The following is a 12,493-nucleotide window of genomic DNA, read 5'->3' as shown; positions in this document are numbered from 1 at the left end:
CCTTCAGGAGCCCCAACATGAGTCAATTCATCGACATCCACGGCGCCGAAATGGTGTTCCACACCAAAAAAGGGCACTTCCACGCCCTGCGCGACATCAACCTGGGCATCGACAAAGGCGAGTTCGTGACCCTGATCGGCCATTCAGGTTGCGGCAAATCCACCTTGCTGAACCTGATCGCCGGGCTGATCCGGCCCACCGAAGGCGCCCTGATCTGCGACAACAAGGAGATCAATGCACCTGGCCCAGAACGCGCCGTGGTATTCCAGAACCACTCCTTGCTGCCCTGGCTGACCTGCTTTCAAAACGTCTACCTGGCGGTGGAACGTGTGTTTGGTACCAAGGAGACCAAAGACCAGCTCAAGAAGCGCACGACCGATGCGCTCGAGTTGGTGGGCATGGGCCACGCCATCGCCAAGCGCCCGCATGAAATCTCGGGCGGCATGAAGCAGCGTGTGGGCATTGCCCGTGCGCTGGCCATGGAACCCAAGGTTTTGCTGATGGACGAGCCCTTTGGCGCGCTGGACGCCCTGACCCGCGCGCACTTGCAAGACGAGCTGCTCAAGATCGTGGCCCGCACCAAAAGCACTGTGGTGATGGTGACCCACGATGTGGACGAAGCCGTGCTGCTGTCCGACCGCATCGTGATGATGACCAACGGCCCGGCCGCCACGATTGGCGAGATCCTGACCGTGCCCATCGAGCGTCCGCGCAACCGGGTGGCGTTGGCCGAAGACCCGACCTACGTGCACTGCCGCAAAGAGGTGCTGGACTTTCTGTACACCCGCCACGGCGTGGCCGACCGGAAAGCCGCCTGAATCTGGCATGGCCCTTGCGTACAGGATTTTTGATCGCCTGATTCGCCAGAGCCAGGTGGTCTTCCTCAGCGGGGGTCCGTGGGTCCGCGAAAACCTGCCGGCCTCTTCACGCCTTCCGATCCTTGGGTCGGAAGGCGTCTTTTTTGGCCGCGACCCAAATCAGGGCGCCGGCGACGACCATGGGCACGCAAAGCCATTGGCCCATGCTCATGTTCAGGGCGAGCAGGCCCAGGAAGCTGTCGGGCTCGCGGAAGTATTCGGCGGTGAAGCGGAACACGCCGTAGCCCATCAGGAACATGCCGGACACCGCACCGAGTTGGCGTGGCTTGCGGCCATAAAACCAAAGCAAGGCGAACAGTGCCAGGCCTTCCAGGCCGAACTGGTACAGCTGAGATGGATGTCGCGGCTCCAGGCTGCCCGAGTCTGGAAAAACCATGGCCCACGGCAGCGACGGGTCGGCGAAACGGCCCCACAGCTCGCCATTGATGAAGTTGCCGATGCGCCCAGCCGCCAAGCCGACAGGCACGCACGGGGCCACCAGGTCGGCCACCTCAAAGAACGCCCGCCCGTTTCGCCTGGCGTACAGCCACATCGCGGAGATCACACCCAGCAGCCCACCATGGAATGCCATGCCGCCTTGCCAGACAGCCAGGATCTCGGCAGGGTGACTCAGGTAATAGCCCGGCTTGTAAAAGAACACATAACCCAGTCGCCCACCCAGCACGACCCCCAACACACCGAAGAACAGCAGATCTTCCACCTGTTGACGATTCCAGCCCGCCTGCGCAAACGGCGCACGCTTGGACCGCCAGGTGGCCAGCAGGTAGAACAAGGTGAAAGCGGCCAGGTAGGTCAGGCCGTACCAGTGAACTTTCAGTGGCCCCAGTTCAAGGGCAACGGGATTGATGTGCGGGTGAACAAGCATGGGTGAGGCGGACAAGCCAGTGGCCTGTTTCAGAGAGAAACCGGGGCGAACGATAACCGATGCCGGGCTCATTGATAGGATGTGGTCATGAATCCCACCAACTTGCAGATCATGGCCGCGGCGCTGTTTGGCATTGCGCTCATCCACACCTTCTCGACCAAGTTCTTTGAGCGCCTGGCCCACGCCCGCCCGACCCACGCCGGCCTGTGGCACTTGCTCGGTGAGGTCGAGGTGGTGTTTGGCTTCTGGGCCATGGTCTTGATGCTGGTGATGTTCGCCATGGAAGGCAGGGACTCGGCCACGGCTTACATCGATGGGCGCAATTTCACCGAACCCATGTTCGTTTTCGCCATCATGGTGGTGGCAGGCAGCAAACCCATTTTGGAAGCTGCCGGCCAATTGACCCGCCTGCTGGCGCGCGGCCTGCCTTTGCCTCAGGGCCTGTCCTTCACGCTGGTGACCCTGTCGGCGGTGCCGTTGTTGGGCTCGTTCATCACCGAGCCCGCTGCCATGACGCTGGCCGCCCTGCTGCTGCGCGAACGCCTGTTCATGGCCCCCGTGTCGGCCCGCCTCAAATACGCGGCTTTGGGGGTGTTGTTCGTCAATGTATCGATCGGCGGCACGCTCACGCCATTTGCCGCGCCGCCCGTGCTGATGGTGGCCGGCGTCTGGGGTTGGGACATGAGCTTCATGTTCCACACCTTTGGCTGGAAAGCGGCGGTGGCTGTCATGATCAATGCCATCGGGTTGGTGCTGCTGTTCCGCCAAGAACTGCGCCAGGTGCTGCCCGCCTCCAACAGTGACAGCGGGCCAGCCATCCCCTGGCCTGTCAGTGTGGTCCACCTGGTCTTTCTGACTGGCGTGGTGGTGTTTGCCCATCACCCAGCGGTGTTCATGGCCCTGTTCCTGTTCTTCATGGGCTTCACCACGGCCTATTCGCAATACCAAAGCCCCCTGATCCTGCGAGAGGGCATGCTCGTCGCCTTCTTCCTGGCCGGGCTGGTCGTGCTGGGCGGGCAGCAACAGTGGTGGCTTGAGCCCCTGCTGATGCGCATGGATCACACCAGCGTGTTCTTCGGTGCGACCGCCCTGACCGCCATCACGGACAACGCGGCCCTGACCTACCTGGGCTCACTGGTGGAAGGACTGAGCGACCAGTTCAAGGTGGCCCTGGTGGCTGGCGCAGTGTCGGGCGGTGGCCTCACCTTGATCGCCAACGCGCCCAACCCGGCGGGCGCCGCCATCCTGAAAGACGGCTTCGCCGAGAAATCCATCCACGCGGGCGGCTTGCTGCTGGCCGCTTTGCTACCCACCGCGGTGGCCATGGCCGCCTTCACCCTGCTGTGAACTCGCCCAGATGACCGAAGACCATCCCATCCCCGAGGCGCTGAGGGCCGAACTGTCCGATTGGCGCCGATGGGTGTCGCGCGTGGTCGTGCTGAGTTTTGCCGCCCTGGCTGGGCTGAGCGTGGTGCTCATGACCCGCTTGGGCGAGCATGCCCTGGATGTGTTCTTCAAGGTGCAGCAGCGTTGGTTCTGGGCACCTTTGCTGTGGACCCCACTGTGCACGGTAGCGGTGGTCTGGTGCACACGCAAGTGGTTCGCCGGGGCGGCTGGATCCGGCATCCCGCAAGTCATGGTGGCCCTCGACCCGGAGACATCACCGACGCTGCGGCGGCAATTGGTGTCACTGCGCGTGTCACTGGGCAAGATCGGTTTGACCTCGGCGGGCTTGATGGCAGGCCTGTCCACCGGACGTGAAGGCCCATCGGTCCAGGTGGCCGCTGGTGTCATGCACCACGCGCGCCGTTGGCTGCCCACAGGATCCGGCGTGAAAGACCACGAGCTGCTCGTGGCAGGTGGGGCTGCCGGCATCGCCGCCGCCTTCAACACGCCGTTGGGTGGCGTCATGTTCGCCATTGAAGAGCTGTCGCGCCACCCCGAGCAACGCCGCAGCGGCCTGCTCGTGGCCGCCATCGTGCTGGCCGGCCTGATCGCCGTGTCCATTGATGGCAATGGCACATACTTCGGCGTGATCAAGGTCGAGGCCTTGAGTTGGGCCTTGTTGTGGCCAGGCTTGCTGGTGGCCTTGTCGGCAGGGCTGCTGGGAGGCTTGTTCTCACGGCTGCTCATCCAGTCCTTCAGCCCCAACGCCAGCCGGTTCAGTCTGTGGCGGCGCCAATATCCTTTGCGGTTCGCCGCGGGGTGTGGTTTTGCCGTGGCCTTGATTGGCGTGGCCGCCGGGGGCCTCACCTTCGGCAGCGGCTACGACACCACCAAACAACTGCTGGAAGGCCAGGACAAGACCCCCGGCCTGTACGTGGCTCTGCGCTTTCTGGCCACCTGGCTGTCGACCTGGAGTGGCGTGCCAGGCGGGATTTTCGCGCCCTGCCTGACCATTGGCGCCGGCATTGGCAGCGACATCGCCAACCTGACGGGCCACCCCTATCAAGCCGCCCTGATCGCCCTGGGCATGGCGGGATTTCTGGCCGCGGTCACGCAGGCGCCCATCACCGCCTTCATCATCGTGATGGAAATGGTCGATGGCCACAGCATGGTGCTCAGCCTGATGGCCTGTGCGCTCACCGCCAGCGGAGTGGCCCGCCTGCTCAGCCCGCCCTTGTATGGCGCCCTGACCAACACCTACAAAGCCCCTGCGCCGGCCACCAACCCCGAACGCTGAGCGACAATGCTGCTTTTCGCCACCGCACTACTTTAAGCACACCGCCATGAGCCTGAATCGCCGCTCTAAGAACATCACCGAAGGCGTTGCCCGCGCGCCCAACCGCTCCATGTACTACGGCATGGGCTACCAGTCGGAAGACTTCGTCAAACCGATGATTGGCGTGGCCAACGGCCATTCCACCATCACGCCGTGCAATTCCGGCCTGCAAAAACTGGCCGACGCCGCCATCGAAGGCATCAAGGAAGCCGGCGGCAATGCGCAGGTCTTTGGCACGCCTACGATTTCTGACGGCATGGCCATGGGCACAGAAGGGATGAAGTACTCGCTGGTGTCGCGCGAGGTGATCTCCGACTGCGTGGAAACCTGCGTGGGCGGCCAGTGGATGGACGGGGTGATTGTCATCGGCGGCTGCGACAAGAACATGCCCGGCGGCCTGATGGGCATGCTGCGCGCCAATGTACCGGCCATCTATGTGTACGGCGGCACCATCCTTCCCGGCCACTACAAGGGCAAGGATCTGAACATCGTCAGCGTGTTCGAGGCCGTGGGCCAGTTCACCGCCGGCAAGATGAGCGAAGAAGACTTCTGCCAGATCGAAAAACGCGCCATCCCTGGCACCGGCTCGTGCGGCGGCATGTACACGGCCAACACCATGAGCTCGGCCTTCGAGGCCCTGGGCATCAGCCTGCCTTACAGCAGCACCATGGCCAACGTGGAAGACGAAAAAACGGCCAATACCAAGGAAAGCGCCCGCGTGCTGGTCGAGGCCATCCGCCAGGACATCAAGCCGCGCGACATCGTCACCAAGAAGGCCATTGAAAACGCCGTGGCCGTGATCATGGCCACTGGCGGCTCGACCAACGCCGTGCTGCACTTCCTGGCCATCGCCCACGCCGCTGAAGTGGACTGGAGCATTGACGACTTCGAGCGCATGCGCAAGAAGGTGCCGGTGCTGTGCGACCTCAAGCCCAGTGGTGAATACCTGGCCATTGACCTGCACCGCGCCGGCGGCATCCCCCAGGTCATGAAAATCTTGCTGAACGCCGGCCTGCTGCATGGCGACGCCTTGACCATCACCGGCCAGGCCATGGCCGAAGTGCTGGCCCATGTGCCCGACGAGCCTCGCGCCGACCAAAATGTGATCCGTCCCATCGACAAGGCGATTTACGCTGAAGGCCACCTGGCCATCCTCAAGGGCAACCTGGCCCCTGAAGGCTGTGTTGCCAAGATCACCGGCTTGAAGAACCCTGTGATGACCGGACCCGCACGCGTGTTCGACGACGAGCAATCGGGCTTGGCCGCCATCATGTCCAAGCAGATCAAGGCTGGCGATGTGATGGTGCTGCGCTACCTGGGCCCCAAGGGGGGCCCGGGCATGCCTGAAATGCTGGCGCCCACCGGTGCTTTGATCGGTCAAGGTCTGGGCGAAAGCGTGGGCCTGATCACCGACGGCCGCTTCTCCGGCGGGACCTGGGGCATGGTGGTGGGCCACGTGGCGCCTGAAGCCGCTGCGGGCGGTTTGATCGCCCTGATCCAGGAGGGCGACTCGATCACCATCGACTCGCACCAGTTGCTGCTGCAACTGAATGTGGACGATGCCGAGATCGCACGCCGCCGCGCATTGTGGAAGGCCCCCGCCCCGCGTTACACCCGCGGCGTGCTGGCCAAGTTCGCCCACAACGCCTCCAGCGCCAGCACCGGCGCCGTGCTCGACAAATTCGAATAAGAGCTACGGCCGCCTGAATGAACAAAGCCACCGCAAGGTGGCTTTGTTCATTCAGCGTTTCTTCTTCTTGGGGCCCAGGCCCAGCGACTCCAGGCTTTTCTGGCGCCGTGCCTCACGCCGGGCGTCATCCTTGTCCATGGCCTTGCGCTTGGTCATGCCGGAGGCGTCTGCCCAAGCCCACCAGGCGGCGGCCAGCGCGAAAGGCAGCAACATGGCCCACCACCGATCGGCCCAGGTCCACTGGCCGATGGGCCCGATGCCGGCAAAATTGAGCAGCAGCATGACCACGCCGATCACGATAAACCACATGAAAAACCCCTTTGAAAAATAGTCCGGCGGCGGTCAACCGAAACCAGGCCTGCCTGCGTTACTAGAATACTGCGTAGACTTTACTTCACAGATTGCCCGAGGACCCTCCATGAAATTGCTACCTTCGTTGCTGGCTGGCACCGCTCTTGCCGTGGCCGCTTTGTCGCCCGCCCTGGCAAATCAGGAACTGGCCCAGAAAAAAGCCTGCATGGCATGCCATGCCATGGACAAGAAAATCGTCGGCCCCGCTTACCTGGACGTGGCCAAAAAGTACAAAGGCCAGAAAGACGCCGAAGCCAAGCTTGTGCAAAAGGTGCTCAAGGGCGGTGGTGGCGTTTGGGGCACGATGGCCATGCCGGCCAATGCCCAGGTCAACGAAGCTGAAGCCAAGCAATTGGTGAAGTGGATTTTGTCGCTCAAGTAAACACAAAAGCGCACAAGAGCGCGCCCAGAAAAAAAGCCCCGCATGGCGACCATGCGGGGCTTTTTGCTGGCGTGTGACCGCCAGCCCGACCTTCAACATCAATCGTTGGCGTAGATGTCCACGTCCTTGGTCTCGCGCACGAACAGCAAGCCGATCACAAAAGTGGCACTGGCGATGATGACGGGATACCAAAGCCCGTTGTAGATGTTGCCCGTCTGCGCCACGATGGCGAAGGCTGTGGTGGGCAGCAAGCCGCCAAACCAGCCATTGCCGATGTGGTACGGCAAGCTCATCGAGGTGTAGCGGATGCGCGTGGGGAACATTTCCACCAGCATGGCCGCGATGGGGCCATAGACCATGGTGACGTAGATCACCAGCAAGGTCAGGATGGCCACGATCAAGGGCTTGTTCATCTTCTCGGGGTCGGCCTTGGGTGGGTACCCCGCGGCCTTGAGCGCCCCGCCGACCGCCTTCTTGAACTGGCCATCGATCACCTTCACGGCTGCGGCTTTGGGGTCCTTGTCAAACGCGGCCAAGGCGGCGCCAGACTCCTTGGCGTCCTTTTCGGCCGCCTTGAGCTTGTCCTCGGCCTCCTTGCCCGTGGCACCCGTGGCTTTCAGGTCCTCGAGCTTCTTGGCTGCAGCGTCCTTGCCTTTGATCGCTGCCTCCTTGGCGGCGGCGATATCAGCGTCGGCCACTTTGCCAGGGCTGTACACATTGATCAGCGTTTCGCCCACCTTGATGACCGCGGGGGTGCCGGCCGGCGCGTCCAGGTTTTCGTAGTTCACCGAGTTGTTCGCCAGGTACTGCTTGGCAATGTCGCAAGAACTGGTGAATTTGGCCGTGCCCGTAGGGTTGAACTGGAACGAGCACTCCTTGGGATCGGCCGTCACTGTCACGGGTGCGGTGGCCTGGGCCTGGGCCAACACGGGGTTGGCGGCCTCGGTCAGGGCCTTGAACAAGGGGAAGTAGGTCAAGGCCGCGATCAGGCAACCCGCCAGAATGATTGGCTTGCGACCAATCTTGTCGGACAAGGTGCCAAACACCACGAAGAACGGCGTGCCGATCAGCAGCGCGATCGCAATCATGATGTTGGCCGTGGCGCCATCCACCTTCAGCGCCTGGGTCAGGAAGAACAAGGCATAGAACTGCCCGGTGTACCAGACCACGGCTTGACCCGCCACCAGGCCAAACAAGGCCAGGATCACGATCTTGAGGTTGCCCCATTGGCCGAAGGATTCCGACAAAGGCGCCTTGGACGTCTTGCCTTCGGCCTTCATCTTCTTGAAAGCCGGGCTTTCGTTCATGCTCAGACGAATCCACACACTGACGCCCAGCAAGGCCAGGGACACCAGGAAGGGAATGCGCCAGGCCCAATCGCCGAAGGCTTCTTCGCCGAAGTAGGTGCGCGTGCCCAGGATCACCAGCAGCGACAGGAACAAGCCCATCGTGGCCGTGGTCTGGATCCAGGCTGTGTAAGCGCCGCGCTTGCCGTGAGGGGCATGTTCGGCCACGTAGGTGGCTGCGCCGCCGTACTCACCGCCCAGTGCCAGGCCCTGCAACAGGCGCAAGGCGATCAGGATGATTGGTGCGGCCACGCCAATGGAGGCGTAGTTGGGCAGGATGCCCACGATGAAGGTGGACATCCCCATGAGGAGGATGGTGACCAGGAAGGTGTATTTGCGCCCGATCATGTCGCCCAAGCGGCCAAAGACCAGCGCACCGAACGGCCGCACGATGAAGCCGGCGGCAAACGCCAGCAAGGCGAAGATGAAGCCAGAGGTGGGATCGAGGCCCGCGAAGAACTGCTTGGCGATGATGGCCGCGAGGGAGCCATACAGGTAGAAGTCGTACCACTCGAAGACGGTGCCCAGACTGGAGGCGAAGATGACTTTTCTTTCCTCCTTGGTCATCGGGGCCGTGGACGCCACTGTGCTTGAAGCCATGGTTATCTCCTCATCCTTTGAAAATCGCAGCTCTCGTGAGCTTTACACCCCCCAATCTAGGGGGGGTCGTATCGATTTGTAATAAGGGGGAATGCTAGTACCGGCTTTTATTTGCGCAAAACCACACACAAGGTCAATTGGTCTGGGCCAGCTGGTCAAGGATGGCAGGGTTTTCCAGTGTGCTGGTGTCTTGTGTCACCTTTTCACCCTTGGCCACTACCCGCAAAAGGCGCCGCATGATCTTGCCGGAACGGGTCTTGGGCAAGTTGTCGCCAAAACGGATGTCCTTGGGCTTGGCGATGGCGCCGATCTGCTGTCCCACGTGGGTGCGCAGTTCGTTGGCGATTTGCTTGGCCTCATCACCCGTCGGCCGGGGGCGCTTCAAGACGACGAAGGCACAGATCGCCTCGCCAGTCAGGTCGTCAGGACGCCCCACCACGGCGGCCTCGGCCACCAAAGGGTGAGACACCAGCGCCGACTCGACTTCCATGGTGCCCATGCGGTGGCCTGAGACATTCAGCACGTCGTCGATGCGGCCTGTGATGGTGAAGTAACCGGTTTCAGCGTCGCGGATGGCGCCATCGCCCGCCAGGTAGAACTCGCCGCCAAACTCGGCTGGGTAATAGCTGGTCTTGAAGCGCTCGGGGTCGCCCCAGATGGTGCGGATCATCGACGGCCAGGGCTTGCGCACCACCAGCACACCGCCCTGCCCCCATGGTACTTCCTTGCCGGTTTCATCAACCACGGCAGCGTCAATGCCGGGGAAAGGCAAGCTGCACGAGCCTGGGACGAGCGCATGGGCGCCTGGCAAAGGCGTGATCATGTGCCCCCCGGTTTCGGTCTGCCAGAAGGTGTCGACGATGGGGCAGCGACCACCACCAATTTCGCGGTGGTACCACTCCCAGGCGGCAGGATTGATGGGTTCGCCCACCGACCCCAGCAGGCGCAGACTGCTCAGATCAAAGTTGCGTGGGTGCACGGCGGCGGTGGATTCGGCCGCCTTGATGAGGGCCCGGATGGCCGTGGGGGCCGTGTAGAACACGCTGACCTTGTGGGCTTCGATCATGCGCCAGAAGCGCGCGGCGTCCGGGTACGTGGGCACGCCCTCGAACACCACCTGCGTGGCGGCAATGGCCAGCGGGCCATAGGTGACATAGGTGTGGCCGGTGACCCAGCCAATGTCGGCCGTGCACCAGAACACGTCTTCAGGCTTGAGGTCGAAAGTCCACTTGGTGGTCAACGCCGCGTGCAGCAAATAGCCGCCGCTGGCGTGCTGCACCCCCTTGGGCTTGCCCGTTGAGCCGGAGGTGTAGAGCAGGAACAGCGGGTGCTCGGCACCGACCCATTCGGGCTCACAGGTGGCCGGTTGCACGGCCATGGCTTCATGCAGCCACAGATCGCGTCCGGACTGGAAGGCCACTTTGCCGCCAGTGCGTTGGTAGACGATGACCTGGCGGACGCTGCCAGCGCCTTCCATGGCCAGGGCCTCATCGACGATGGCCTTGAGCGGCAGGCTCTTGCCACCGCGCATTTGCTCATCAGCAGTGATGACCAGCACCGCGCCCGCGCCTTCAATGCGGTCACGCAGGCTTTGGGCAGAGAAGCCACCAAACACCACCGAGTGCGTGGCCCCAATGCGCGCGCAGGCCTGCATGGCCACCACGCCTTCCACCGACATCGGCAGATAGATGACGACGCGGTCGCCTTTTTTGACGCCTTGCGCCTTCAGCACATTGGCCAGGCGGCACACGCGCTCCAGCAGTTCGCTGTAGGTGACGCGCGCGACCTGGCCATCGTCGGATTCGAAAATGATGGCGACCTTGCTGCCCAACCCCGCCTCGACGTGCCGGTCCAAACAGTTGTAGGAGACATTCAGCAGGCCGTCGTCAAACCATTTGTAGAACGGGGCCTGGCTGTCATCCAACGCCTGGGTGAAGGGTTTTTTCCAGGAGAGGAACTCGCGGGCCAATCGGGCCCAATAGCCGGCGTGGTCGGCATTGGCCTCGGCACACAGCTGGTCATAGGCCTGACGGCTACCAATGTGCGCGTTTTGGGCAAATGCGGGCGGCACCGGGTAGGGCGTGGGGATGGTGGAGGTGTTGTTGGATGCTGTCGTCATGGCATTGCTCCGAGGTGTCCACATTTATACGTGGAGACCTTACCAGAACAAAACCCTGCTTGGACCTCTAGAATTTGAGCCTCCGGACTATCCCTTAAGGCCTTCATGAGTCAGCCGCCAGATCAGAACAAAATGCGCCACCTGCCCAATTGGATCTTTGCCAGCCGCTGGCTGCAACTGCCGCTGTACCTGGGCTTGATTCTGGCGCAAGGCGTGTACGTGGTGCATTTCTGGGTGGAGCTGGTGCACCTGGTGCAGGCCGCTTTTGGCAACCAGGAGGCCCTGCAGATCATCTTTGCGGCCACTGGCCAGCATGCCGGCGCCGCGCCCACGCACCTGACCGAGACCACCATCATGCTGGTGGTGCTGGGCTTGATCGACGTGGTGATGATTTCCAACCTGTTGATCATGGTGATCATTGGCGGGTACGAGACTTTTGTGTCGCGCATGAACCTGGAAAACCACCCCGACCAGCCGGAATGGCTGAGCCACGTGAATGCATCGGTGCTGAAGGTGAAACTGGCCACGGCCATCATCGGGATTTCGTCCATCCACTTGCTCAAAACCTTCATCAATGCTGAAAACTATTCAGAAAAGGTTTTGATATCGCAAACGGTGATTCACATTGTGTTTTTGTTGTCGGCGCTGGCCATTGCTTACACCGACAGGTTGCTGAGTCATACCAATGGTGGCGACAAAACCCATTGACATCGGTTAACGCCAAGCGTATCGACATGTGAAACCCGAAACCAACAGTCCCCCGAGTGGGGGATTAGGCATGACCTAATTCATTGGTACAACGACGTCAGCGTGTCTAACGGGTGATAACCCTGCATGGACACCGGTTCTCCTCTTGACTAAAACCAACGTCGAAAGAAATCTGTCATGAAAAAAATGATTCAGGGTGTCGCCACCGCGACCTTCTTGCTGGCCAGCACCGGTTCCGCACTGGCTGCCACCTTCACACCCAGCTTTGCAGACTACGCATTCCCCGGCACCCAATTCACGGTTGACGCCCCCGCCAACACTTACTTCAACGCCCATTACGGCATCACGATCAGCAACGCCTACTTGTACAAGGACAGCCGCGACACGTTCGACGGCATTGGCATCGCCAACGGCACCGTGGCTGAAATTGGTTCGCCGCAAACCGGTCGCATCGATTTCTCGGAAAAAACCGACTACGTGACGTTTGACTACCTGGCCATCCAATCGACCACGTACCACGCCTACGCCACGGACAACACCGAAGTGGCCAGCTTTGCTGCCGCGCCCGGCACCGGCACGCAGACCCTGACGGCTGGCAGCAAATTGATTGCTTACCTGACCTTTGAGTCGACTGGCGGCTATGGCACGGTCAGCAGCCTGACTTACAACTTTGACGGCAAGACCGACGGCGTCAACAACGGCATCCCCACGGTGCCCGAGCCAGAAACCTACGCACTGCTGTTGGCTGGCCTGGCCACCGCAGGCATGTTGGTTCGCCGCCGCAAGGCCTGATTTTTCTGAGTCTGACGTTTCTCCAAGCGTCTGCCCAGCC

General features: G+C 61.8%; 11 protein-coding genes. 7 read left to right on the top strand and 4 right to left on the bottom strand.

Annotated elements, in window-relative coordinates; all coding sequences use genetic code 11:
* The first annotated feature begins 17 nt into the window (after positions 1-17).
* Positions 18-818, top strand: coding sequence for an ABC transporter ATP-binding protein (locus LQ232_RS05080; protein WP_230179276.1), 801 nt, complete (start codon positions 18-20; stop codon positions 816-818).
* A 106-nt stretch (positions 819-924) separates the two neighbouring features.
* Here LQ232_RS05080 and lgt read toward each other — a convergent pair whose 3' ends face one another.
* Positions 925-1,743: a prolipoprotein diacylglyceryl transferase gene (gene lgt, locus LQ232_RS05075; RefSeq protein WP_230179737.1), complete on the bottom strand. Its 819-nt coding sequence runs from the start codon at positions 1,741-1,743 to the stop codon at positions 925-927.
* An 87-nt stretch (positions 1,744-1,830) separates the two neighbouring features.
* Between lgt and LQ232_RS05070 the strand changes: the two genes are divergently transcribed.
* Genes LQ232_RS05070 through ilvD form a run of 3 tightly spaced genes read left to right on the top strand, consistent with a single transcriptional unit; the run spans position 1,831 to position 6,155 of the window.
* Complete coding sequence (locus LQ232_RS05070; protein WP_230179275.1) at positions 1,831-3,090, top strand: putative Na+/H+ antiporter; 1,260 nt, start codon at positions 1,831-1,833, stop codon at positions 3,088-3,090.
* A 10-nt stretch (positions 3,091-3,100) separates the two neighbouring features.
* The gene (locus LQ232_RS05065) at positions 3,101-4,426 is read left to right on the top strand and encodes a chloride channel protein (protein ID WP_230179274.1); all 1,326 of its coding nucleotides are present in this window, start codon (positions 3,101-3,103) and stop codon (positions 4,424-4,426) included.
* 46 nt (positions 4,427-4,472) lie between these two features.
* Positions 4,473-6,155 (top strand): dihydroxy-acid dehydratase, encoded by a 1,683-nt coding sequence (gene ilvD, locus LQ232_RS05060; RefSeq protein ID WP_230179273.1) that lies wholly within the window; start codon positions 4,473-4,475, stop codon positions 6,153-6,155.
* Between the two features lie 51 nt (positions 6,156-6,206).
* Here the strand turns inward: ilvD and LQ232_RS05055 are convergent, their stop codons facing one another.
* Entirely contained in the window at positions 6,207-6,464 is a 258-nt protein-coding gene (locus tag LQ232_RS05055) for a TIGR04438 family Trp-rich protein (protein WP_230179272.1), read from the bottom strand.
* A gap of 109 nt (positions 6,465-6,573) precedes the next feature.
* On the opposite strand from LQ232_RS05055, the gene LQ232_RS05050 reads away from it, so the two are divergent.
* A complete protein-coding gene (locus LQ232_RS05050) occupies positions 6,574-6,888 on the top strand; it encodes a c-type cytochrome (RefSeq protein WP_230179271.1) in 315 nt (104 codons plus the stop codon).
* Between the two features lie 98 nt (positions 6,889-6,986).
* Here the strand turns inward: LQ232_RS05050 and LQ232_RS05045 are convergent, their stop codons facing one another.
* Positions 6,987-8,801: an MFS transporter gene (locus LQ232_RS05045; protein WP_230179736.1), complete on the bottom strand. Its 1,815-nt coding sequence runs from the start codon at positions 8,799-8,801 to the stop codon at positions 6,987-6,989.
* A 166-nt stretch (positions 8,802-8,967) separates the two neighbouring features.
* Entirely contained in the window at positions 8,968-10,953 is a 1,986-nt protein-coding gene (gene acs, locus LQ232_RS05040) for an acetate--CoA ligase (RefSeq protein WP_230179270.1), read from the bottom strand.
* Positions 10,954-11,058: 105 nt separating this feature from the next.
* On the opposite strand from acs, the gene LQ232_RS05035 reads away from it, so the two are divergent.
* Both LQ232_RS05035 and LQ232_RS05030 read left to right on the top strand, forming a co-directional pair.
* On the top strand, positions 11,059-11,661 hold the full coding sequence (locus tag LQ232_RS05035; RefSeq protein WP_230179269.1) for a TIGR00645 family protein: 603 nt from the start codon (positions 11,059-11,061) through the stop codon (positions 11,659-11,661).
* Positions 11,662-11,838: 177 nt separating this feature from the next.
* Positions 11,839-12,453, top strand: coding sequence for a PEP-CTERM sorting domain-containing protein (locus tag LQ232_RS05030; protein WP_230179268.1), 615 nt, complete (start codon positions 11,839-11,841; stop codon positions 12,451-12,453).
* The last annotated feature ends 40 nt before the right edge of the window (positions 12,454-12,493 follow it).

It is taken from the genome of Aquabacterium sp. CECT 9606, assembly GCF_918741295.1.
Classification (GTDB): Bacteria; Pseudomonadota; Gammaproteobacteria; order Burkholderiales; family Burkholderiaceae_C; genus Aquabacterium.
This window is presented reverse-complemented; position numbering and strand designations above follow the sequence as displayed.